Annotated in this window: 22 protein-coding genes; 6 read left to right on the top strand and 16 right to left on the bottom strand. The window is 54.6% G+C overall.

What is annotated here, in order from left to right:
• Positions 1–120 precede the first annotated feature (120 nt).
• On the top strand, positions 121–720 hold the full coding sequence (locus ACT6RZ_RS12235; RefSeq protein WP_444702377.1) for a short chain dehydrogenase: 600 nt from the start codon (positions 121–123) through the stop codon (positions 718–720).
• Between the two features lie 34 nt (positions 721–754).
• On the opposite strand, the gene ACT6RZ_RS12240 is transcribed toward ACT6RZ_RS12235, so the two are convergent.
• From ACT6RZ_RS12240 to phoB, 11 genes are all read right to left on the bottom strand, one after another.
• Positions 755–1468 carry a M48 family metallopeptidase gene (locus ACT6RZ_RS12240; RefSeq protein ID WP_444702378.1) on the bottom strand — a complete coding sequence of 238 codons (714 nt, stop codon included), beginning with the start codon at positions 1466–1468 and terminating at the stop codon, positions 755–757.
• A 10-nt stretch (positions 1469–1478) separates the two neighbouring features.
• On the bottom strand, positions 1479–2195 hold the full coding sequence (locus ACT6RZ_RS12245) for a lysophospholipid acyltransferase family protein (protein ID WP_444702379.1): 717 nt from the start codon (positions 2193–2195) through the stop codon (positions 1479–1481).
• Positions 2195–2737, bottom strand: a complete 543-nt coding sequence (gene gmhB / locus ACT6RZ_RS12250) for a D-glycero-beta-D-manno-heptose 1,7-bisphosphate 7-phosphatase (RefSeq protein WP_444702380.1) — start codon at positions 2735–2737, stop codon at positions 2195–2197. The genes ACT6RZ_RS12245 and gmhB overlap by 1 nt, the downstream gene beginning before the upstream one ends.
• A gap of 41 nt (positions 2738–2778) precedes the next feature.
• Positions 2779–4884, bottom strand: a complete 2106-nt coding sequence (gene glyS, locus ACT6RZ_RS12255) for a glycine--tRNA ligase subunit beta (RefSeq protein WP_444702381.1) — start codon at positions 4882–4884, stop codon at positions 2779–2781.
• Positions 4881–5822: a glycine--tRNA ligase subunit alpha gene (gene glyQ, locus ACT6RZ_RS12260; protein WP_444702382.1), complete on the bottom strand. Its 942-nt coding sequence runs from the start codon at positions 5820–5822 to the stop codon at positions 4881–4883. The genes glyS and glyQ overlap by 4 nt, the downstream gene beginning before the upstream one ends.
• Before the next feature lie 208 nt (positions 5823–6030).
• Complete coding sequence (lnt, locus tag ACT6RZ_RS12265; protein WP_444702383.1) at positions 6031–7467, bottom strand: apolipoprotein N-acyltransferase; 1437 nt, start codon at positions 7465–7467, stop codon at positions 6031–6033.
• An 80-nt stretch (positions 7468–7547) separates the two neighbouring features.
• Complete coding sequence (locus ACT6RZ_RS12270; RefSeq protein ID WP_444702384.1) at positions 7548–8381, bottom strand: ChbG/HpnK family deacetylase; 834 nt, start codon at positions 8379–8381, stop codon at positions 7548–7550.
• 71 nt (positions 8382–8452) lie between these two features.
• Complete coding sequence (locus tag ACT6RZ_RS12275) at positions 8453–8827, bottom strand: GtrA family protein (RefSeq protein ID WP_444702385.1); 375 nt, start codon at positions 8825–8827, stop codon at positions 8453–8455.
• Positions 8828–8833: 6 nt separating this feature from the next.
• Positions 8834–9895, bottom strand: coding sequence for a glycosyltransferase family 2 protein (locus ACT6RZ_RS12280; protein ID WP_444702386.1), 1062 nt, complete (start codon positions 9893–9895; stop codon positions 8834–8836).
• A 45-nt stretch (positions 9896–9940) separates the two neighbouring features.
• Positions 9941–11569: a glycosyltransferase family 39 protein gene (locus ACT6RZ_RS12285; RefSeq protein WP_444702387.1), complete on the bottom strand. Its 1629-nt coding sequence runs from the start codon at positions 11567–11569 to the stop codon at positions 9941–9943.
• Between the two features lie 120 nt (positions 11570–11689).
• The gene (gene phoB / locus ACT6RZ_RS12290) at positions 11690–12394 is read right to left on the bottom strand and encodes a phosphate regulon transcriptional regulator PhoB (protein ID WP_379057720.1); all 705 of its coding nucleotides are present in this window, start codon (positions 12392–12394) and stop codon (positions 11690–11692) included.
• A gap of 171 nt (positions 12395–12565) precedes the next feature.
• On the opposite strand from phoB, the gene ACT6RZ_RS12295 reads away from it, so the two are divergent.
• The 3 genes from ACT6RZ_RS12295 (at position 12566) to nusB (ending at position 15321) form a co-directional block, all read left to right on the top strand.
• A complete protein-coding gene (locus ACT6RZ_RS12295) occupies positions 12566–14233 on the top strand; it encodes an OFA family MFS transporter (protein ID WP_444702388.1) in 1668 nt (555 codons plus the stop codon).
• A 147-nt stretch (positions 14234–14380) separates the two neighbouring features.
• Complete coding sequence (gene ribH / locus ACT6RZ_RS12300) at positions 14381–14830, top strand: 6,7-dimethyl-8-ribityllumazine synthase (protein ID WP_444702389.1); 450 nt, start codon at positions 14381–14383, stop codon at positions 14828–14830.
• Positions 14827–15321, top strand: a complete 495-nt coding sequence (gene nusB, locus ACT6RZ_RS12305; RefSeq protein ID WP_444702390.1) for a transcription antitermination factor NusB — start codon at positions 14827–14829, stop codon at positions 15319–15321. Before ribH ends, nusB begins: the two co-directional genes overlap by 4 nt.
• Before the next feature lie 100 nt (positions 15322–15421).
• Here nusB and ACT6RZ_RS12310 read toward each other — a convergent pair whose 3' ends face one another.
• From ACT6RZ_RS12310 to ACT6RZ_RS12330, 5 genes are all read right to left on the bottom strand, one after another.
• Positions 15422–16168, bottom strand: coding sequence for a UDP-2,3-diacylglucosamine diphosphatase (locus ACT6RZ_RS12310; RefSeq protein WP_444702391.1), 747 nt, complete (start codon positions 16166–16168; stop codon positions 15422–15424).
• 3 nt (positions 16169–16171) lie between these two features.
• Positions 16172–16666: a peptidylprolyl isomerase gene (locus tag ACT6RZ_RS12315; RefSeq protein WP_444702392.1), complete on the bottom strand. Its 495-nt coding sequence runs from the start codon at positions 16664–16666 to the stop codon at positions 16172–16174.
• Positions 16667–16744: 78 nt separating this feature from the next.
• The gene (locus ACT6RZ_RS12320) at positions 16745–17314 is read right to left on the bottom strand and encodes a peptidylprolyl isomerase (RefSeq protein WP_444702393.1); all 570 of its coding nucleotides are present in this window, start codon (positions 17312–17314) and stop codon (positions 16745–16747) included.
• Complete coding sequence (locus ACT6RZ_RS12325) at positions 17314–18561, bottom strand: L,D-transpeptidase Cds6 family protein (RefSeq protein ID WP_444702394.1); 1248 nt, start codon at positions 18559–18561, stop codon at positions 17314–17316. The genes ACT6RZ_RS12320 and ACT6RZ_RS12325 overlap by 1 nt, the downstream gene beginning before the upstream one ends.
• 83 nt (positions 18562–18644) lie before the next feature.
• A complete protein-coding gene (locus ACT6RZ_RS12330; RefSeq protein WP_444702395.1) occupies positions 18645–19742 on the bottom strand; it encodes a tetratricopeptide repeat protein in 1098 nt (365 codons plus the stop codon).
• Positions 19743–19997: 255 nt separating this feature from the next.
• On the opposite strand from ACT6RZ_RS12330, the gene cysS reads away from it, so the two are divergent.
• Both cysS and argJ read left to right on the top strand, forming a co-directional pair.
• The gene (cysS, locus tag ACT6RZ_RS12335; RefSeq protein WP_444702396.1) at positions 19998–21389 is read left to right on the top strand and encodes a cysteine--tRNA ligase; all 1392 of its coding nucleotides are present in this window, start codon (positions 19998–20000) and stop codon (positions 21387–21389) included.
• Between the two features lie 43 nt (positions 21390–21432).
• Positions 21433–22659, top strand: a complete 1227-nt coding sequence (argJ, locus tag ACT6RZ_RS12340; protein WP_444702397.1) for a bifunctional glutamate N-acetyltransferase/amino-acid acetyltransferase ArgJ — start codon at positions 21433–21435, stop codon at positions 22657–22659.
• Positions 22660–22712: the final 53 nt, after the last annotated feature.

The following is a 22712-nucleotide window of genomic DNA, read 5'->3' on the forward strand; positions in this document are numbered from 1 at the left end:
GCTTAAAAACCTATCCATATTGATGACTTTAAAGAAAATATATTTTTAATATTACATGATTTATCTGCATTAATTAATCAAGCACAATGCCTGCACCTTATTATTCAGATGGAGTAACGTATGAAAATCTTACTTATCGGTGCCAACGGCACTATAGGCAAACTGGTAAAGCAGAATCTTGCACCGCGCCACGAGATCATTGAAGTCGGCAAAACCAGCGGCCAGTTCCAGGTGGATATCAGCAATGAGAGCAGTATCCGTCAACTATTCGCGCAGGTCGGCAAAGTGGATGCCATCGTGGTGACTGCCGGCGATGTGCATTTCGGCGCCATGAAAGACATGACCTCAGACCAGTTCAGCCTGGGCCTGAACAGCAAATTATTGGGCCAGGTGAATATCACCCTGATAGGCCAGCATTACCTGAACGAAGGCGGCTCCATTACTTTGACCAGCGGCAGCCTGAGCCACAACCCGACTTTTGGCGGCAGCAATTTCTCCACCGTGAATGCGGCAGTCGATGGCTTTGTCAAAGGCGCAGCGCTGGAGTTAAAACAAGACCGTCGTATCAATGTGGTCAGCCCTACGGTGCTGGAAGAATCATGGCATATCTATGGCGCGGCTTTCCCAGGGCTGGAAGCAGCGCCGGGTGCCAAAGTGGCGCTCGCCTACCAGAGAAGTGTGGAAGGGTTTGAGACCGGCCAGGAATATCGCGTCTGGTAATTTGCAGGCAGGCACGCATGGCGCGCGCCGTTGATCACGCGATGCGGTGCAAGATAGACGACAGTGACTTCAGTTCTTTTTCCGCCTGCTCATGATTGGGAAACAGGCTGGCCTGCACCGCATAGAACTTGGCAGAATGGTTCATCTCCCTGAGATGGGCCATTTCATGGCAGATCACATACTGGATGATGTGCGGTGGCGCCTGGATCAGGCGCCAGTTCAGGCGTATCTGCTTGCGGCTATTGCAACTGCCCCAGCGTGAACGCGCATTCGACAGCGCTACAGAATTCACTTTTTCACCCATCTGCGCCGCCACCAACTCTACCCGCCGCTTAAAATCCGGCAAGGCCTGCTGGGCGAACCACTGCAATACTTTGCGGGCGACAAACGCCGGCTGGTCTACCTGCGGCGAGCGCACCAGCAACTGGTTACCCTGCAGCACCACCGCTTTACTGGTGGCATGATGTTGCAGGGTGAGCACGATATCCTGGCCCATAAACAGCAAGGGTTCGCCATCCACCCACTGCATGGGGCTGACCTGGTTGACTTCCCGCAAGGCGAGTTTTTGCTGTATCCAGCGCGCTTTTTGCAGCAACACCTGTTGCAGCTGGCTGGCAGCTATGCGTTTCGGCGCATGCACCACCAGGCCCTGGGCAGTGATCTTAAGGCCTATGGTCCTGCGCACACGCAGGTCTAGCTGGTAGGGAATGGTTTGCCCATCAGGCAATTGCAGCAGCTGCTCTATCATACGGCGGCGGTCACAAAGACTGCATCTCGGTTTCTATCCAGTCTTCCACCAGTTTGTTGACCGCATCCGGCTTGAGGCCGCTGGTATCTATGGGCGCGCCTATCACCACCTGGATGACACCAGGATGTTTCAGCATAGAACTCTTGCGCCAGAAACGGCCGGCATTATGCGCCACCGGCACCACGCTGCTGTTGCTATGGCTGGCCAGCCAGGCGCCGCCGATATGGTATTTACCGCGTGACCCCGGCGGCGTGCGTGTGCCTTCAGGAAAAATAACCACCCATAAGCCGCGCTTCAGCCTGTTTTTGCCGTGATTAACCAGCTTTTTCAAAGCCTCGCGGCCTGAGCTGCGGTCTATGGGGATAGAGCCTACCGCCCACAACGCCCAGCCAAGAAATGGCAATAGCAGTAACTCTCTTTTCAGCACCCACACCTGGGGCGGGAAGATGCATTGCAGCGCGATGGTTTCCCATGCCGATTGATGTTTGCACAAAATGACTGCCGGTGTGGCAGGGATATGCTCGCGGCCTTTGACTTCATAGCGCAGATTGCAGGTGACTTTCAGCCACCACAACACCGCGTTTGCCCAAAGACTCACCCAGCGCGAGCGCGTCACGGCTGAAGGCAAGGGGAGCAATAGCAGCGCCAGCAGCGAGAATGGCACAGTCAGCGCGAACAGCCCGACATAAAACAACAGAGAACGTACGTACAGCAGTGCATGACGCATCATCTGTCTCCCGCAATGATATCCTGCACGGCTGCAGCCAGGTCGGCCACCACTATGGTATTAGGTGGCACAGTTGAAAGGTTGTTGGTTTCTTCGCCCTTGCCGGTGCGCACCAGGTATGGCTGGCAACCTGCTTTGGCAAAGGCCTGCAGATCACGCAAGGCATCACCCACGCCGGGCACTTTGTTGAGCTCAAGATTAAAGCGCAGGCCTATCTCTTCTATCATGCCGGTTTTAGGTTTGCGGCAGTCACAACGGTCATCGGCCGCATGCGGACAATAGAATACGGCATCTATGCGCCCCCCCACCTGTGCGACGGCTTTGTGCATTTTTTCGTGTATGGCATTCAGGGTGGCCATATCAAAATAGCCGCGTGCGATGCCGGACTGGTTGGTGGCGACAGCCACGCGGTAACCGCGCTGGTTCAGTAAAGCGATCGCTTCCAGGCTGCCGGGGATAGGGATCCACTCGTTGGGATTTTTAATAAAGGTCGCACTGTCCTGGTTAATCACACCATCGCGATCAAGGATAACGAGTTTCATCTAGGCTCTCCGGCATTCCCGCTGCACGGGAATGTCTTACATTAACTGGCTAATTTCGACAGGTCTGCCACGCGGTTCATGGCCTGGTGCAAGGTCGCCAGCAAGCCCAGCCGGTTCGCTTTCAGGGCCGGGTCTTCGGCGTTGACCATGACCTGGTCAAAGAAAGTATCCACCGGCGCTTTCAGCGCAGCCAGCGTTTGCAGCGAAGCCGCGTAATCGCCGGCTTCAAATAACTGGTCCGCTTTTGGCTTGCTCGCGGCCAGCGCCTGATGCAGCGCCTGTTCGGCGGCTTCCTGCAGCAGTTCGGGCTTCACTTCTGCCTTCACTTCGCCTTCGACTTTTTTCAGGATATTGCTGACCCGCTTGTTGGCAGCTGCCAGCGCAGGGGCTTCCGGCAAACTGGCGAATGCCTGTACCGCTGCCAAACGGCGCGGCACTTCTGACAACTGCGCAGGGGACAGCGACAGCACGGCATCGACTTCCTGTGCACTGGCGCCCTGATCACGCAGGTTCACTGCCAGTCTATCAAAACAGAAGGTCTGGATAGCCTCGGCAACTTCACCATTGCCATTGGCATTGAATATGCTCAGGGCCTGCGCGATCAGCTGGTCAAAGGCCAATGGCAGATCGGTTTCCATCAGCATGCGCAAAATACCCAGTGCCTGGCGGCGCAGGGCGAACGGGTCTTTATCACCGGTCGGTTTTTCACCGATGCTGAACAGGCCGACCAGCGTTTCCAGTTTATCGGCCAGTGCGACCACCACACCGACCTGGCTGCGTGGCAGGTCATCCCCGGCAAAGCGCGGGCGGTAATGGTCTTCTATGGCATAGGCTACATCATCAGCCAGCCCTTCGTGTTGGGCGTAGTAACGGCCCATAATACCTTGCAGTTCCGGGAATTCACCCACCATATCGGTCAGCAGATCCACTTTAGACAGACGTGCCGCTTGTGCCACTTTAGCAACAAATCCATCGCCACCAATCTGCTGCGCGATCGCAGAAGCAATCGCTACCACACGTTCGTTACGTTCACCTTGTGAGCCTAGCTTGTTGTGGTAAACCACTTTTGCCAAACCGGGCAAACGGCTGTCCAGGGTCTTTTTCCTATCCTGGTCAAAGAAGAACTTGGCATCTGCCAGGCGCGGGCGTACCACACGCTCATTGCCGCCTATCACCTTGCTGGCATCGGCCGGGTTGATATTGGAAACGATGAGGAATTTGTTGGTCAGCTTGCCTTGTGCATCCAGCAAGGGAAAGTATTTCTGGTTGGCCTTCATGGTCAGGATCAGACACTCTTGCGGCACCGCCAGAAACTCCTGTTCAAACTGGCCCAGCAACACGTTGGGGCGCTCCACCAGCGCAGTCACCTCATCGAGCAAGGCATCATCGTCGATAGGCTTCAGGTTCTGCGCAGCCGCTGCTGCCTGCAGTTGCCTGACGATCTCGGCACGCCGCGCATCAAAGCTGGCGATTACCGCGCCCTCATCCGCTAACTGTTGCGCATAGCTATCGGCAGAACTGAAAGTCACGACTGGATTTTTTGCCTCAAAGCGGTGGCCCTGCGTGCTGTTACCGGCCGTCAGGCCCAGGGTGGTGACAGCGACCACTTCAGCGCCGTGCAAAGCGACCAGGCCATGCGCCGGGCGCACAAAGTTGACACTCTGCCAGCCATCGTTGATCTGGTAAGTCATCACTTTAGGGATAGGCAATTTAGCCAGCGTTTCATCCAGGGCTTTCTGCAAGCCTTCCTGCAGGCTGGCGCCGGCCTGGGTCACATCCAGGAACAGGATATCAGCTTTGCCATCATGCTCTTTGCGCAGCCTGGCAACCGCAGACTCATCCTCACCCAGCGCCTGCAGTTTTTTTAACAAGGCAGGGCTGGCCTGGCCATTGGCATCCAGGCCTACCGTGGCAGGCATCAGCTTTTGCGCGACCTGCTTATCAGCCGCTTTGGCAGAGACATTCTCAATATGCGCAGCCAGGCGTCGCGGCGATGCAAATGTAGTGACCGCAGCGCCTGCAGCCAGCAAGCCAGATCCTTGCAAGCTATCAGCCAGTACGCCGCTGAAAGACTCTCCCAGCTTGCGCAGCACTTTAGGCGGCAGTTCTTCTACAAATAATTCAACTAACAGATTGCGGGTACTCATGCGGCGGCTTTCTTGTTTTGTTCGGCTTTATCGCTGGCCAGTTTGTCTATCACTTCGTCGGCCCAGGCTTTTGGTGCCATGGGGAAACCCATGCGGGCGCGGCTATCCAGATAGCTGGCAGCCACTGCGCGGGCCAGGTTACGGATACGGCCTATGTAGGCAGCCCGCTCGGTCACCGAAATGGCGCCGCGTGCATCCAGCAGGTTAAAGGTGTGCGCGGCTTTCAATACTTGTTCATAGCCAGGCAAGGCCAGTTTCTCTTCCATCAGGTGTTTGGCCTGTTTTTCGTGGGCGTTAAAGGCGGTCAGCAGGAAATCGACATCGCTATGTTCAAAGTTGTAGGCAGACTGTTCTTTTTCATTCTGCAAGAACACGTCACCGTATTTCACGCCTGGCGAATATTCCAGGTCGTAGACATTTTCTACGCCTTGCAGGTACATGGCCAGGCGTTCCAGGCCATAGGTGATCTCGCCGGTGATAGGCTTGCAATTGATACCGCCCACTTGCTGGAAGTAGGTGAACTGCGTGACTTCCATACCGTTGAGCCAGACCTCCCAGCCCAGGCCCCAGGCGCCCAAGGTAGGGTTTTCCCAGTCATCTTCGACAAAACGGATATCGTTCTCTTTGAGGTTGAAACCCAAAGCTTCCAGCGAACCCAGGTATAGCTCCAGGATATTGGCGGGGGCCGGTTTCAGCACCACCTGGAATTGATAATAATGCTGCAAACGGTTGGGGTTCTCGCCATAACGGCCGTCCTTGGGGCGGCGGCTAGGCTGCACATAGGCGGCTTTCCATGGCTCTGGGCCTAAAGCACGCAGGAAGGTGGCAGTGTGGCTGGTGCCGGCACCGACTTCCATGTCATAGGGTTGCAGCAAGGTACAACCTTGTTTATCCCAGTATTCTTGTAGTTTTAAAATGATTTGTTGAAAGGTCAGCACCATTTTGCCTGATCCGATGAAATGCAAAAGGCAGATTTTACCTGAATAAGGGACAGGTACGAAATGATTCGCCCTGCCGGCGTAGCGGATCAGGTGCTCATCACGGCAGGCACAGCCGCATGCTGGCAGGCGGCCATCGCCATGGCAGCGACTACGCTTGCACTACACTGCGGAATGGCCATGGCTTACCGCTTTTTGACTATGCAGGCTACGCTTTGGCTTTGTAGCGAACGGCGGCGGCCAGCGCTATCACGCTCAACAGGATAAACAGGGTGTTGCCCCACCGCACATAGGGGGTGGTGCCCTGATAGCTTTGCGCTTTGCCTACCAGGATCAGGCCATCATCGTGTGGCGCATGCTGCCTGACCTGTCCATCGTGGCCAATAATGGCCGTGGCGCCAGTATTGGTGCTGCGTAATACCATACGCCCGGTCTCTATCGCCCTCACCTGGCTGAACTGCATATGCTGTTCTGCCGCAAACGAACGGCCGTACCAGGCGTCATTGCTGATATTCACCAGCAATTCGGCTTCTGGCAACTGTAGTGCGATCTCTTCGCCGAACACATCTTCATAGCAGATATTAACGCCGACTTTTTGCCCGGCGATCTGCAACGGCTTTCTGGAAGTGCCGCGCGACAGATCACTGAGCGGCATATGCAACCAGTCCCGGTAGATCCAGCCAAACACGCTTTTTAAGGGGATATATTCACCAAACGGCACCAGATGGCTTTTGGAATAGGCTTGCCCGGGTGAGGCACCGATACTGATGGCGCTGTTGTAGTAATTGTTATTTTTAGCCTCGACCACCCCGAGCAGAATATCGCCTTGCTGACTCAGCGCATGCTGTTTCAGGGCGGCCATATACGAAGGGTCTATCTGCTCGGCCAATATGGGTAGTGCGGTTTCCGGCAGAATGATCAGCTTTGCTTCTGCCATGCGCACCATATCCAGATATTGCCTCAGGGTGCGCTCGGCCTGCTCGGGTGACCATTTAATGGTTTGGCTGATATTGCCTTGTAACAGTGCGACACTGATGGGCTGACCGACCGGCTGGCTCCATGGAATAAATGCCAACAGGCTGCCAGTCACCAATAGCCCCACTGTCAGCATCAATGCGCGCAGCCGGTGTGCGGCATGCAGCCAGGCACAGACCAGACTGGCAGAGATGCCGGCTGTCAATGCCGAGACCCCATAGACGCCTATCACCGGCAGAAACCCCACCAGGGGACTGGATGGTGCCTGCGAGTAGCCCAGAGTCAGCCAGGGAAAGCCGGTAAAGATCCAGCTACGCACCCAGTCTGACACTGCCCATAACACAGGCGCGACCCACAACAGATTGCCTAGCCGCTTTGCCAGATAGCCAGCCACTGCCGGAAACAAAGCCATAAAGGCACACAGACAAAAGGTACTGAAACCGGCAAACCACCAGGGCATGCCGCCAAAATCATGCAGGCTGATATAGATCCAGTAAATGCCTACGCAATATAGCCCCAGGCCGAAAGCCAGGCCGATCTTGAACACCTGACCTGTGGTTCGGGCCGCTTGCCACAACCCCAGCAAGCCTGCCAGCGTCAGCCATGGCAGCCAGAACAGATAATAAGGGGCAAAGCCCAATACGGTCAGCGCGCCTAACAATATGGCCAAGGCAGCACGTTGCAAGAGTGGTGCCTGCTGCGCCCAGTGTACTAATGTTTTAAATGCGAGTGGATTCAATGCAGAGGTATTCAATGCGAGCCTTTCACGGGCTGAATATCGGCTTTTGCCAGCCAGGTTAAAAAATCCGCTGATTGCATGACTTGCCACTCGATGACCCTGGCCCTGGCAATGGGGTCGCCCTCATCCACAGCCTCGGCCGGCATCGCCGGATGGCACATCAGCACCGGCGGCAGGGTATGTGCGCTGGCAGACGCGTGCTGTTTTAACTGCCTGGACCAGTGCAGCCAGTGTGCCTGGTAAGCCGCAGCATCCCCCTGAAAATCGTAGACCCCCAGCAAACGCGGCGATACCCTGAAACCCAGCTGTTGCGCTTTTGTTTGCAGCGCGCTCGCCCCCAGCCAGTGAATCACGCGCGCCTTGAAACCGCTGTGTTCAGGCGGGCTGGAGATGCGTAGCCACGGACGCTGCGGCGCAGGCAAGTTTGCATAGCGCTGCTGCATTTCTGCCAGCAGCAGATCACGTATGCCCGCCAGCTGGTGCACATGTAAATGTCCATCCACATAGTCGGGCGGCGTGCCCAGCGCCTGCTCAAAGGCATCCAGCTGCTGGCGGATATTGTCGCGGATAGCGCGCTGGTCTAACAAGCCGAACAAGCTGCGTAAAACCAGTGCCGGGTGCGATAAGCGCATAGACTGCGAGAACTGGGTGAAATCCAGGTGCAAGCCTATATCTGCCCGGGCACGGATATCAGGGCTCAGCTGCGCGGCACTTTGCGGCCAGGCAGGGCTGAGCGTCATGCAGGAAGTCGCTGTCAGCACCCCGCGCTCTATCAGGTCGAGAATGGCGGCATCGATGGCGGCTGACTGTGCATAATCATCGGCACAGATAATGACTTTAGCCATGCCTGCGCCTAACCATGACTGCACCTAACAATGCCTTGCCACTAACCATAACTGCCTTAGCCATGACTGCCTTAGCCATGATGAAAAGCCCAGAAACGGCTGAGCAGCCAGGTGCTGATCGCCACCAGCACCATCACCACACCCAACACGAACCAGAAAGGCAATGGCGTGTAAGTGAGTGCCAACCACAATAGCAGCTGGTTAGCGAAAAAACCCAGCAGCGCCACGGCTAAAAACCTGGGGAAAGCCTGGCGGTGCCTGGCCAGGGTGCCGCGAAACGACCACCTGCGATGGCCTATATAACTGACAGGAAAAGCCACCACAAAACCCAGCCAGTTGGCATAGGCCGGCTGCCAGCCCAGGGCATGCGCCAGCAAGGCAATCACATAGTGTACAGCGGCGGCCAATGCACCTATGCTGACAAATCCCAATAGCGAAGCCTGCATGGTCGATCAGGTTTCACTTGCCGGTTTACGGCGGCGCGGTGCCGGCTTTTTGGCTGGCGCAGGAGTAGCGGCGGCGGAGGTGAGCGCTGGCGTTCGCACGGAAGAGGGCGCGGCCGGTTGCACCACCTCAGCGACGATAAATGGCGGCCGCCCTTTCACTTCATCATAGACGCGCGCAAGATATTCACCGAGTATGCCTATAAACAGCAATTGCACACCGGAGAAGAACATCATGCTGGCGACCACGGTAGGCCAGCCAGGGATGGATTCGTGGAAAAACAGGGTATCAACCACCACCACCGCGCCATAAGCAAAGGCGATCAGGGCCAGCACCACCCCGGTCAGGCTTGCCAGTCTCAGGGGCAGCACCGAAAAACTGGTGATGCCAGTCCAGGCCAGTGCAATCAATTTGAGTTTAGAGTAAGCGCTCTCGCCATGCAGCCTGGGCAAAGGCGTATAAGGGATACCTATAGACTTGTATCCCACCCAGGCATAAATACCTTTCATGAAGCGGTTACGCTCAGGCAAGGCACACAAGGCATCGACCACTTTGCGGTCCATCAAGCGGAAGTCTCCGGCGTCGCGCGGGATCTCGATATGGCTGCTGGCACTCATCATGCGGTAAAACGCGCGCGAGCCCCACAGTTTGAAAGAGGACTCCTGTTCGCGGTCCTGACGCACCGCATACACCATATCATTGCCTTCACGCCATTTTTCCAGCATGCTCAGCATCAGTTCAGAAGCGTGCTGGCCATCGGCATCCATACAGATCACGCAATCGCCTTTGGCATAGCTCAGCCCGGCACTGATGGCGTTTTCCTTGCCAAAGTTCCTGGAGAATCTGACCAGGGTGACATGATGGATATCCACCAGCGTCTGCACCACTTGCGCAGTGTGGTCACGGCTGCCATCATCGACCACCACGATATCCCAGTGCGGCGACATTTGCTGCAACACACCACTGATGTTCTGCAATGTGCTGGCGATATTTTTTTCTTCGTTATAAGCCGGCACCATCACCGTGATATGCGGCTGTGCGGCAGGGCGTGCTGTATCTATGATAGTCATGGCATTACATCTGGTAATGAACTGATGGGATTGTAGCGGATTAAGCTAGTTTTTGGCGGGTGTCGCCAACCTGTCCTTGCCTTGTAGCTGGCGCCGGTCTTTCACCACCGCCAGCGACATGCCCTGACGCTGGATATTGATGATCACTTTACCCTGCATGACTTCATGGCAATGCATATTGGTGGTGGACAGGTAAAAATCGGCTTCTTCCCACTTGCGTGTCACGCTGAAACGGCCGTCCAGATATGGCTCTATCTGCGGTGTATCCACGCAGGCCCCTACCCAGTAAGGCCCGGGTCGTGCAGGCAATTTCATATCCAGCAACTGATCGGCCGCTGCGCGCAGGGCGCTGGACCAGTAATCGTCCTCCCACTTGAACTGCGCCTGTTTCTGGTCGCCTGCCAGCCGGTTGAGTCGCACATATTCATAAGGGTGCAGCTGCACGATATCGACCAGGGTGACCAGCATCAAACCCGCCATCACCCCAGCCCACAAGCCCTGGTACATGGCAGCGCCAGCCAGCTTGCTGTTGGCCAGTGCCTGCCAGACTGTCACCACCGACCAGGCAGAGAGGATAGCCAGCAAGGGCAGCAGGAAAGTGAAGTGACGCACGCCGTTGTAGAGCGCGGGCTTGTCGTTGAGCACAAATGCCAGAGGAAACACTATACCTAGCAACAGCGTGTGCAAGATGATGCGCGTTTGCATATCCGCTGTTGCGCAGGCTTTGCGGCATAGCAGCCACAGCACAGGCAAGGCGGCCAAGCCCAGCAAGGCGGCTTCCGGCAGTTTCACCGCCAGGTACTGGAACAGATAGCTGCGCGGTACGTCACCGATGTTGTACATGACGCCATTAGCCATGGTTTGCATATTAAAATCAAAATGCGAGAACGACTCAGCCGCTTCCAGCATATTGTCTATATCGATCACGCTCCAGGGCCAACAGATCGCCATGAACACGAATGCCAGCACTGCGGCTGGCAGCAACACCAGCACCATACGCAATAAGCGGGAGAACACCGGCGAGCCGTGGTGCCGATGATCCAGCCAGGCCCGCCACCCTACCAGCAGGATCAGGTAGATGACAGCGAAGGCACCCCCTACGCGCAAGCCCAATGCGCCGCCGACAGCAAACCCCAGCAACACGATGGCTCTGCCACTGACGTTTTCCATATCGCGTACCACCAATGCCGTGGCATATAGCGCCCACAGCATGCAGGTGGCAAATGGCACATCCTTGGTATGGGTGAACATGGTGCCAGACCAGGAGACGGTCAGCAGCAACAGCGCCATAGACAGCAAGGCCAGACGCTGGCCGCCTAGCAGATGGGCAAAGCGGGAAACACCATAGAAACCAAGCAGGCCAAACAAGGCAGAGAGCAGGTGGCGTATATCCCAGATCATGATGGGAATATACGGGTCCAGCGCGGCGGCGATGATATCGAACAGGCCGCCATACAGGTAAAGATTGCGGTAATGAAATGCGTCCTGGTCAGTAAAGCCGGAGCGGTACCAGTCCAGTAACATCTGCCCGTAAGTATGCTGCACATACTCGTCATTACTGATGCCATGCTGCCTGAAGGTCAGCGCGACCCAGCCTATCAAACCCAGCCAGAACAGGCGCGTCAGCCAGGTCAGCGTTGAGGCAGAATAAAAGTGGGCAGGCGCAGGTTTCATAGGCACGACGAACATGAAAAACGAACTCGCAAGCGTATCACGACGCCAGGCCTTAGGATAGAGCGCGCCCGCCCCTACGCCCAAAATTCATTTAAACAATGTGGGCGGCAGGCGGTTTTACTAATTGCCGGGGTCTGTGTGTACCGAAAAGCGGTAGCCCGAGCCACGCACGGTTTGTATCATGTCCTGATGGTTAGACGCCACCAGTGCGTTACGCAGACGACGGATATGCACATCGACTGTGCGATCCTCTACAAAAACGCGGTCGCCCCAGACTTTATCCAGCAACTGGGTGCGGCTGTGCACGCGTTCAGGGTTAGTCATAAAAAAGTGCAGCAGCTTGAACTCGGTCGGGCCTAGCGGTATATGCACATTGTGGCCGGTGACGCGGTGGGTGGTCGGGTCCAGGTGCAGGCCAGCGATCTCTATCGGGTCATCCGTCATCTGCGGTGCACGTCTACGCAATACCGCCTTGATACGCGCATTCAATTCACGTGGACTGAAAGGCTTGGTCACGTAGTCATCCGCCCCGACTTCCAGGCCGCGCACTTTATCAAACTCGTCGCCCCTGGCGGTGAGCATGATGATAGGCACTTCCTTGGTCAGGCTGTCGGATTTCAGGCGGCGCGCAAACTCTATACCGCTCATGCCTGGCAACATCCAGTCGAGCAGGATCAGATCCGGCATGGTTTCACGCAATAACATTTGCGCATGTTCAACACTGGTTGCACGAATCGCGTGATGTCCGGCCTGCTTAATATTCAATGCAAGCAATTCCTGAATCGCCGGCTCATCTTCTACAACCAAAATATTTGCTGCTGCCATGACACTCCCTTTTAAGCAATATTCAACAAAAGTACTTCTGTATTTGCTCGCCAGTTTATGAATGTATTATGACATTTTAATGACATACTCACATAAATTTAAATTCTGCCGGATTGCCTTTTAGGCCAAATTGTAACAAGATGTAACCGCTTAAAATTAAAGGGGTGTTACATGTTGTTCAATCTGTCAAAAGAACATATCACGGCAGGTAAAGGTTTTAATCGCTGGCTGGTACCGCCAGCCGCATTAGCAGTACATTTATCGATAGGTATGGCGTATGGTTTCAGCGTGTTCTGGAAACCCCTGGGCACCGCCCTGACTGGGCCAGATGATGCCCCTCTCGCAGCCTGTGCTGCAGGTGCCACTACTTTTGCCGACAAACTGGCCGGCACCGGCGAGGCGCTGTTTGCCACCGATTGCAACTGGACCCAGTTCGACCTTGGCTGGATGTATACCCTGTTTTTCGTGCTGCTAGGTTGCTCGGCGGCGCTGTGGGGTGGCTGGCTGGAACGGGCAGGCCCGCGCAAGGCCGGCCTGGTCGCCACACTCTGCTGGTGCGGTGGCCTGCTGATCTCGGCTTTTGGTGTGTATCACCACCAGCTATGGATGATGTGGCTGGGCAGTGGCATCATAGGCGGCATAGGCCTGGGCCTGGGCTATATCTCGCCGGTGTCTACCCTGATCAAATGGTTTCCTGACCGCCGTGGCATGGCCACCGGCATGGCCATCATGGGCTTTGGTGGCGGCGCCATGATAGGCTCACCACTGGCGACCAAGCTGATGAGCGTATTCGCCACACCTAGCGCGCCTGGCGTTTGGCAAACATTTGTCGTGCTCGCCATCGTCTATACCATCTTCATGACTTGCGGCTCCCTGGGCTACCGCATTCCGGCCGCCAACTGGAAACCCGAAGGCTGGACACCGCCGGACCAGCAGCACAAACGCATGGTGGTGAACAAGCATGTGCACCTGAAAAACGCGCATAAAACACCGCAGTTCTGGCTGCTATGGCTGATCCTGTGCATGAACGTCTCGGCTGCCATCGGCATCATAGGTGCCGCCGCGCCCATGTTGCAGGAGACTTTTGGCGGCAAACTGATAGGGCAGCCGACGTTGAGTTTTGCCGATATCAAGGCGGATGAAACGCTGACGGTCGCTGCGGCAGCGGTAGGTGCCGGCTTCGTCGGCCTGATCTCGGTATTTAATATCTTTGGCCGCATAGGCTGGGCCACCTCTTCAGACAAACTCGGGCGGCGCAACACCTACTTTATCTTTTTTGTGCTGGGCGCATTGATGTATATCACGGCCACTTATGCTGCCAACCATCATCAGCTGGCCTTGTTCCTGGTCGCCTTCTGCGTGATCGCCTCCATGTACGGCGGCGGCTTTGCCACTATCCCGGCCTATCTGGCTGACCTGTTCGGCACCCAGTTTGTCGGCGCTATCCATGGCCGCCTGCTCACTGCCTGGTCCACTGCCGGCATCGTCGGGCCGGTGATCGTCAACTATATGCACGATGTGCGTCTGGAAGCGAAAACACCGTTTGCAGATATTTACGCGCCCATCTTCCTGACTCTGGCCGCGCTACTCGGCATAGGCTTTGTTGCCAACCTGCTGGTAAGGCCGGTCGCCAGCAAATACTTTATGACAGACGCCGAGCTGGCCGCTGAGCAATCGCTGGGCAAAGCCAAAGACGTGAATGCTAAAGTGGTCAAACTTGCCGCTGATGGCAAACCCAGCCCGGCATGGCTGGTCAGGCTGGCATGGCTGGCGGTATTGATACCCATCACCTATGGTATCTCCATGACCGTGCAAAAGGCCTGGGCGCTGTTCGCCTAGCGCAGATCACCGCCAGCGTTGATGGCATAACCAGTCTGAAAAGTGGCGTCCAGGCACACTTTTTAGACTGGCCTACATTCAATCAAACGCGAGGTGGGCCGTTTGGGTTAAAATAGCGGTTTTAAGCATTAGCCCACGGATTCCCAAGTGAACAAAATCTCCCCAAATCTGGATGGTACCGGCAAAAAGATCGGTATCGTTCTCTCACGTTTTAATGACAATATCGGTGCCGGCCTGCTGCAAGCCTGCGAGCAGGAACTGTTGAAACTGGGCGTGAAAGCCGAAGACATCACGCTGGCCACTGTGCCAGGCGCACTGGAAACGCCTCTGGTGTTGCAACACATGGCACTGACTGAGTCGTATGACGCGCTGATCGCACTGGGTGCCATCATACGCGGCGAGACCTATCACTTTGAGGTGGTTTCCAATGAATCGGCACGCGGCATCTCTGAAGTTCAGCGTGACACCGGCGTACCTGTCGCCAATGCCATCCTCACTACTGAAAACGATGAACAGGCCGAAGCGCGTATCGCAGTCAAAGGCGCTGAAGCAGCACAAGTCGCGATTGAAATGACTAATCTGGTAAACGCACTATGAGCCAGGACCAGACCCCAGCGCCAGATAAACCGCAATCTTCGGCGAGCAAAGGCAAAAGCAGTAAAAACCGCCGAAAATCACGCGAACTGGCCCTAAAAGCGCTCTATCGCAACCGCATGAATGCCGGCGATGTGAAACAGTTACGCCTGGACAGCCTGGATGACCCGGATTACAACAAGGCGGACGAAGCTTACTTTAAACAATTGCTGACCGGGGTACTCGACCACACCGCGGATGTAGATAATATGATCAGCCAGTTTATCGACCGCCAGCTGGACGAACTCAGCCCTATTGAACATGCCATTCTGCGCATTTCAGGTTATGAACTGATGTTTGATGTCAGCATCCCCTACCGCGTAGTGATCAATGAAGGCGTAGAGCTGGCCAAAACCTTTGGTGGCATCGATGGCCACAAGTATATCAACGGTGTACTGGACAAGATCGCTGCGCAGGCCAGGCCCAATGAGTTTGGTCAGCAACTGCGCAAATAAGGCAAGAATCACTGTCTGCAACGCTGTTCCAGCATGATGACGTAAAAAAAGCGCCCACTTTAAAGCGGGCGCTTTTTTATTGACCCTGGCAGTGTTTGCCTCACGCCAGCAATGGTAATGTGACCAGCTCCATGGCTTTATCATTCAGGCGGCAAACGACGGCGGTGTCATGCCAGTCCCCCAGCACCCAGCGTTGGCAGGCATGCCCATCCACCGTTAACGTATGCACATCAGGCCGGTGCGTATGTCCGTGCAGCAACACCTCAGGATAATCGTGTTCACGCATCAGTTGCAGCACAGCCGCTGGATTGACATCCATGATAGCGACAGGCTGCATGGCTTTGTTTTGCGTGCTTTGGCTACGCGCCTGCCCGGCGAAGGCGATACGGGCAGCCAGCGACTGGGCAAGAAAAGCCTGCTGCCACTGCGTGCTGCGCACCTGGCTGCGGAACTGCTGGTAAGCCAGATCATCAGTGCACAAGGCATCGCCATGCGACAGCAGGATACGTTTTGCCCCACACTGTATCATGGTCGGGTCAGCCAGCAACTGCAGGCCACAGGCTTGGGCAAACTGTGCGCCTATCAAAAAGTCGCGGTTACCGTGCATGAAATAAAGTTTGACGCCGCTGGCCGACAAGCGGCTTAAAGCGTCGACCACCGGCCGGAATTCGGCGCCATGCTCAGCGTCCTCCAGCACATCATCACCCACCCACACCTCAACAAAATCGCCCAGGATATAGAGCGCTTCGGCCTGTGTGACCTCAGCCTGCAGCCAATGCAAAAAAGCCTGCGTTACCGCAGGCCTTTGCGCACTCAGGTGCAGATCTGAAATGATCCAGGTAGTCATGCCTTAAGCAAGGACAACTGCTTTTTCGATGATCACAGGCTCAACAGGCACATCCTGGTGACCGGCACGGTTAGCAGTGGCCACGGTTTTGATCTTGTCAACGACATCAGTCCCTTCAACCACTTTGGCAAACACACAGTAGCCCCAGCCCTGGGTAGTCGCTGAAGTGAAATTGAGAAAATCATTGTCTTTCACGTTGATGAAAAACTGCGCTGAAGCAGAATCGGGCACCATGGTGCGTGCCATTGCCAGCGTGTATTTGTCGTTGGATAAACCGTTATCTGCTTCGTTCTTGATAGTGGCATCGGTTGCTTTTTGCTTCATGTTGGCATCAAAACCACCACCCTGGATCATAAAGTCATTGATTACGCGATGAAAGATCACGCCATCGTAAAAACCTTTTTCAACATAGCTTAAAAAGTTAGCTACTGTGATGGGTGCTTTATCAGCAAATAATTCGATAGTGATATCGCCAAAGTTGGTAGTGAGTTTTACCAAAACATTCTCCGTTAATTGATTTGAATTGACGCTTCAGTGTCATGCAGCAACACTAAAGCGGCTTGAATAGAGTGAAGATTACTTGCCGCCGACTATAGTCGCGCGCTTGATGATCACAGTGCGGATAGGCACGTCAGACATACCACGCTGGTTGCCGGTAGGCAGGTTACTGATCTTGAATACCACGTCCATGCCCGAAACCACTTTACCAAACACGCAATAGCCTATCATGCTGGCTTCCGGGCTGGTGTAATTCAAAAACTGGTTATCCGCCACATTCAGGTAAAACTGTGCCGTGGCAGAATTAGGGTCTTGTGTACGTGCCATGGCAATGGTACCAGTCGTGTTGAGCAGGCCGTTGTTGGACTCATTGACTATGGGTGCGCGGGTAGGCTTTTCGGCATAATCACGGTCAAAGCCGCCACCTTGCACCATAAAGCGGCTGATCACCCGGTGAAACACCGTATTGGTATAAAAGCCTTCTTTTACATATTGCAGAAAATTCTCTACCGTCTTGGGCGCTTTGTCGGCATAGACTTCTACCGTGAAATTGCCCTGGTTGGTTTCAAATGTGACTTGCGTTGCAGCAGTCACGGATGACATCGCTGTCATCGTACACAATAAAAATAAACCTATCAGTTTACGCATCAAGCTGACCCTTCATATAAGATTTTCCATTGCCCGTTTTCCTGTACCCAATACTGGCGTTTTTTCATGACGTTGCGTAAGGCAGGGCTGATATATTCCTGCTCAAAATCAACCACCACCATATTTTTGGCCGAATTCGGATAAGTAAACATGCTGACTTCCGACAGGTTGATACTTACCTTAGGCTTGTTCGCCTGTATCTGGCGCTTGTAACCTGACCACTTGCTCAGGCCACCCTCAGAATAAAAGAAATCGCCGGCATAATGCGCCAGATACGCATCGGTGTTCTGCGACACCCAATCCTTGCGCCAGTCTTCCAGCGCCACTTTCAGGGCAGACTTCGCCTGCGCCTGCTGCTTGAGCGACTCAGGGCTGATCCACTGAAAATTGACCCCTATCACTACCGGCGTGTTGCCAAGCTGCAAAATGTCCTGCAAGGCTTTCATGTCCGGATTGGAAAGCACCACACAACCATCACTGGCCCGCGGCGGACGGCTGTAAGTATCACGCGGTGTACCATGTATCCAGATGCCGGAACCAGTCTTGCGCTCGTAGCTATCGATCTCGTTCGGGTAGTTGAGCGGGTAAGCAGCGTCACCATATAGATCAGGCAATGGACGATTAAGTTTCCGCGACGCGAAGTAAACGCCTATAGGGGTGCGTTTATCGCCCTGGTCTTTTTTACCGATGCCGTTCTTGCCGATAGTGACATAGTAATCCGCCAGATACTTGAGTGTATCTTTGTGGCTTTTTTCGTAGACATACAAACGCGAGCGCGCAGTATCGACGAACAACACATGGGTTTGCTTTTCAGACAGCTCTACCAGCAGGTTAGGCTGGGTCAGGCCACGATCCTGGTCGAAATAATTGCGGATACGGGTCTCGGCTTCGTCTTTGAGATCCTGTATACGGTTGAGATTGGCTGCATTGGCATCGCCAAAGCCATTGAGGATACGGGCTTTGGCTGAGAGCAGATCTCCATGAATGAGGTGGGCAAGCGCGAAGTTGGGAGAGATCTTCAACAACTGGTCTACGTAATCCAGCGCCTGTTGCAGTCGGCCTTCCTTGATGGCCTGCAGAGTCTGCACCAGCATGCGTTCTACGCTGCCGGTGTTCTTATTTTGTATGAACAGGCGCGTGGTCAACGCCTCATGGTTCACCGCGGTTGCGTTCCACGGCAATAGCGCAGCGCTCACAAATGCGATACAGCAATATTTTCTCAAACTTCTCATGCCGATATTATACATTCGTTAATTCAAAAACTGCGCGCAACTCGCTGAATTCGCTGGATATTTCCGGCTTTTACGACCAAATTCAGCGCACACATGCCTTAAAACTTGCCTACCCGCTCCTGCTTGATCAACCAGCGTGAACCTTCTTTAACCAGATTCAGGGTTTTATTGGAGTTGGCATCCAGGCCTGTCGCCTTGTAAACCTGCCTGAAAGTGGCTTTTGCCGATGTCTGGCTTTCCATCTTCACAGAAATATTCTGCAGATTCACTGAGATCTTGGCCGGACGGCTGACTCGGTCACGCCGGGTGGTTTCCCATTGTTTGCGTGTCTCACCGGCGGGGGTCTTGAAATCGCGGGCATAACTATCCAGGTAGCGATCCACGTTTTGTGCTGCCCAGGCATCTGCCCACGCATTGACCGCCTCGATGACAGCCTGCTCCTGCTGGTCCACTGCCGGTTTGGATTCAGCCGGCTTGGCTTCAACCGGCTTACTTTCCGTTACCACAGGTTTTTTGCTCTCGACCACAGCAGGCGGCGTAGCCACAGTTGGCGCCGGATTCGCTGGCGGGGTCACAGTCGGGGTACTGCTGCCCGGCGGCATCACAGGGGCGCTAGCTGCCGGCGGGTTGGCAGGCACCGCAGTGGCCGGACGGGCGACTGCACGTTTACCGCCGAACAGATCGGTGATCATGGCCAGTTTGTTTTGTGCACGGCTGTTGGAAGTATCCAGCTTGAGCGCCTTGTCATAAGCTTCAGAAGCCATGCGCGCATAGATATCACCCAGATTCTCATGGGCGGTGGCATAGCTAGGGTGGGTCTTGATGGCAGACTCAAGCGCTTTACGCGCTTTGTCATACTGGCCCTGATCTGCATATAAAACGGCCAGGTTATTGTAGGGTTCCGGCAGGTTGGGAAACTTCTCGGACAGGTCAGTGAATGCTTTGATGGCATCATCACGCTTGCCCAGTTCGACCAGAATGACGCCGCGCATAAACATGGCTTCAGCATTCTTGGGGTTGGCAGACAGGTAGGTGTTGACTTTATCGAGTGCCGCCGCCTGGTTACCCTGCTCTGACAGCTGATTGATTTCGCGAAGTTCGACGTTGGTTTGGCCGGCCATCACCACATGAGACAAAGCGGCCTGACTGAAAATGACACTGAATACCAGCAAGTATTTTTTTAATGTTGCATTCATGAGTTAATTACCTGAGCAATCGTTGATTTTTAGCAGTATGTTATACTTGAATTGTACAAGAGACAGTGCAGATTTAGGTGATTATTACGCAATGATTTCTATATCTATTCGCGTTTTAAGCATTTGCCTGACAACAAACAAGCGGATTGTCACAATGTTAAGCCAGGCACAAAAAAACATTTGTTCAACGCTTGCCAAACACTCCCTTATTTCTGCTAATTTTATCACGCATTAATCCACATTACATTTGTTAGCATGTTAAAACTACACAACACCCTTACCCGCAGCAAGCAAGATTTCAAGCCTATCCAGCCCAATAAAGTACGCATGTATGTCTGTGGCATGACAGTGTATGACTTTTGTCATTTGGGCCATGCACGGGTGATGGTGGTGTTTGACATGGTCGCACGCTGGTTCCGCGCCAGCGGTTACGACGTGACTTATGTGCGTAACATCACCGATATTGACGACAAAATCATCAAACGTGCCAGTGAAAACAACGAATCCATATTAAGTCTGACCCAGCGTTTCATCACCGCCATGGACGAAGATTCAGCCAAGCTGGGCATCATACGCCCGGATATCGAGCCGCGTGCCACCGAGCACGTGCAAGGTATGCTGGACATGATCAGCCAGCTGATCGCAAAAGGTTTTGCCTACCAGGCCGACAATGGCGACGTGTTTTATAAAGTGCGCAGCTTTAATGATTACGGCAAATTATCCGGCAAAACACTGGATGACTTGCGCGCTGGCGAGCGGGTAGACGTGGACGGCCACAAACACGACCCGCTGGATTTTGTATTATGGAAATCGGCCAAAGCCGGCGAACCTTACTGGGAATCGCCCTGGGGCAATGGCCGCCCGGGCTGGCATATCGAATGTTCGGCCATGAGCGCCGAGCTGCTGGGCCAGCACTTTGATATTCATGGCGGTGGCCAGGACCTGCAGTTTCCGCACCACGAAAACGAGATCGCGCAATCCGAAGCCACCCATGGTTGCACCATGGCTAACTACTGGCTGCACAATGGCTTTGTGCGTGTAGATGACGAGAAAATGTCCAAATCGCTGGGCAATTTTTTCACCATCCGTGAAGTGCTGGAAAAATACGACCCTGAAGTGGTGCGCTTTTTTATCCTGCGTGCACATTACCGCAGCCCGCTCAATTACTCGGACAAACATCTGGACGATGCCAAAGCTTCATTAACGCGCTTATACACCGCACTGCGTGGCGTGGATGTGCCTAACACAGATCAAGTGCCGACCATAGACATAGACTGGCAACAGGCGCAGGCCGCCAGATTCAAAGCCGCCATGGACGACGACTTTAATACCGCAGAAGCACTGGCTGTATTGTTTGAACTGGCCAATGACCTGAACAAGGACAGATCGCAGCACACTGCCGCATTATTGAAACAATTGGCCGGTATTGTCGGCTTGTTGCAACGTGACCCGCAAGCTTTTATGCAGGGTGATATCCAGGGTGACGATGCGACCGGCGAACTGGACATCGACAGCCTGATCACTGCGCGCATCAGTGCCAAAAAAGCCAAAGACTTTGCCGAAGCGGACCGCATCCGCAAAGCCTTGTCTGACGCAGGCATAGTACTGGAAGATACCGCACAAGGCACCACCTGGCGCCGCGCCTGACATGATTAAAAAACTGTTCTTTTGAGATAGTGAAGGAAAACGGATGCCCGTTAAATTAAGCGCGCCCCTGGCGCAAGATCTATTACCTGTTGCAGGTGTACAACTCGGTTTCACGCAAGCACATATCCGCAAACCCAACCGCAAGGATGTGCTGGTCATCACCGTGCCCGAGGGCAGCAGCGTATCCGGCGTGTTCACCCTGAACCGCTTTTGTGCGGCGCCGGTGACAGTCTGCAAAGAACACCTGCAACTGGGCAACGGCATACGCGCCTTACTGGTCAACACCGGCTGTGCCAATGCCGGCACCGGCCAGCAAGGGCTGAATGATGCCCGAGCCAGCTGCATCGCCGTTGCCCAGGCGCTGAATATCAGCCCGACGCAGGTATTACCATTCTCGACCGGGGTGATCCTGGAAACCCTGCCTATGGAAAGATTACTGGCCGGCATCCCCGCTGCGGTGGCGAATCTGCAAACGGATAGCTGGCTGAATGCTGCCGAAGCGATCATGACCACCGATATCGTCGCCAAAGGCACTTCGCGCACACTCACCATAGGTGGCAAGTCGGTGACCATCACCGGCATCAGCAAAGGCTCAGGCATGATACATCCCAACATGGCGACCATGCTGGGTTACATCGCGACCGACGCCGCGATCAGCCAGGCCGCTTTGGACAAGATCATCCAGCACGCGGTGAACAGGTCATTCAACTGTATCACCGTCGATGGCGACACCAGCACCAACGACAGCCTGATCCTGATGGCGACCGGCCAGGCCGGCAACGCTGAGATCACTGAACAAAGTGCTGACTTCACCAGCCTGCGTGATGCACTGACAGAGGTAGCCACAGAACTTGCACAAGCCATTGTGCGTGATGGCGAAGGCGCGACCAAGTTTATGACTATTCAGGTCCAAGCAGGTAAAGACGAGGAAGAATGCCGCAAAGTCGCCTACGCGATCGCACATTCACCGCTGATCAAGACCGCGTTCTTTGCTTCTGACCCTAACCTGGGGCGTATCCTGGCAGCGATAGGCTATGCCGGGGTGGATGACCTGGACGTGAATACCCTGCAGCTTTACCTGGGCGATGTACTGGTGGCTGAAAAAGGTGGCCGTGCAGCGGCCTATGTTGAAGAACAGGGCGCGGCGGTGATGAAGGAAAGCGATATTCTGGTGCGTGTCGTGCTGAATCGCGGATCGGCAGATGCCACGGTATGGACATGCGATTTTTCGTATGACTACGTGAAGATCAACGCAGACTATAGATCGTAGATTAAATCGCAGGCTCATATTACAACGCCGCTTGTTGCCTTGTTGCTATCAAG

Origin of the sequence: Methylophilus sp., assembly GCF_052437885.1 — a bacterium.
Taxonomy (GTDB): domain Bacteria; phylum Pseudomonadota; class Gammaproteobacteria; order Burkholderiales; family Methylophilaceae; genus Methylophilus.

What these genes read in the sequence shown, in the direction of transcription:
- ACT6RZ_RS12320 (WP_444702393.1), bottom strand. Translation starts at nt 17,314, where the DNA reads ATGCGTAAACTGATAGGTTTATTTTTATTGTGTACGATGACAGCGATG.
- ACT6RZ_RS12245 (WP_444702379.1), bottom strand. Translation starts at nt 2,195, where the DNA reads ATGCGTCATGCACTGCTGTACGTACGTTCTCTGTTGTTTTATGTCGGG.
- ACT6RZ_RS12285 (WP_444702387.1), bottom strand. Translation starts at nt 11,569, where the DNA reads ATGAAACCTGCGCCTGCCCACTTTTATTCTGCCTCAACGCTGACCTGG.
- gmhB (WP_444702380.1), bottom strand. Translation starts at nt 2,737, where the DNA reads ATGAAACTCGTTATCCTTGATCGCGATGGTGTGATTAACCAGGACAGT.
- nusB (WP_444702390.1), top strand. Translation starts at nt 14,827, where the DNA reads ATGAGCCAGGACCAGACCCCAGCGCCAGATAAACCGCAATCTTCGGCG.
- ACT6RZ_RS12270 (WP_444702384.1), bottom strand. Translation starts at nt 8,381, where the DNA reads ATGGCTAAAGTCATTATCTGTGCCGATGATTATGCACAGTCAGCCGCC.
- ACT6RZ_RS12275 (WP_444702385.1), bottom strand. Translation starts at nt 8,827, where the DNA reads ATGCAGGCTTCGCTATTGGGATTTGTCAGCATAGGTGCATTGGCCGCC.
- ACT6RZ_RS12280 (WP_444702386.1), bottom strand. Translation starts at nt 9,895, where the DNA reads ATGACTATCATAGATACAGCACGCCCTGCCGCACAGCCGCATATCACG.
- cysS (WP_444702396.1), top strand. Translation starts at nt 19,998, where the DNA reads ATGTTAAAACTACACAACACCCTTACCCGCAGCAAGCAAGATTTCAAG.
- ACT6RZ_RS12310 (WP_444702391.1), bottom strand. Translation starts at nt 16,168, where the DNA reads ATGACTACCTGGATCATTTCAGATCTGCACCTGAGTGCGCAAAGGCCT.
- glyS (WP_444702381.1), bottom strand. Translation starts at nt 4,884, where the DNA reads ATGAGTACCCGCAATCTGTTAGTTGAATTATTTGTAGAAGAACTGCCG.
- ACT6RZ_RS12240 (WP_444702378.1), bottom strand. Translation starts at nt 1,468, where the DNA reads ATGATAGAGCAGCTGCTGCAATTGCCTGATGGGCAAACCATTCCCTAC.
- ACT6RZ_RS12235 (WP_444702377.1), top strand. Translation starts at nt 121, where the DNA reads ATGAAAATCTTACTTATCGGTGCCAACGGCACTATAGGCAAACTGGTA.
- argJ (WP_444702397.1), top strand. Translation starts at nt 21,433, where the DNA reads ATGCCCGTTAAATTAAGCGCGCCCCTGGCGCAAGATCTATTACCTGTT.
- ACT6RZ_RS12295 (WP_444702388.1), top strand. Translation starts at nt 12,566, where the DNA reads ATGTTGTTCAATCTGTCAAAAGAACATATCACGGCAGGTAAAGGTTTT.
- phoB (WP_379057720.1), bottom strand. Translation starts at nt 12,394, where the DNA reads ATGGCAGCAGCAAATATTTTGGTTGTAGAAGATGAGCCGGCGATTCAG.
- ACT6RZ_RS12325 (WP_444702394.1), bottom strand. Translation starts at nt 18,561, where the DNA reads ATGTATAATATCGGCATGAGAAGTTTGAGAAAATATTGCTGTATCGCA.
- ACT6RZ_RS12330 (WP_444702395.1), bottom strand. Translation starts at nt 19,742, where the DNA reads ATGAATGCAACATTAAAAAAATACTTGCTGGTATTCAGTGTCATTTTC.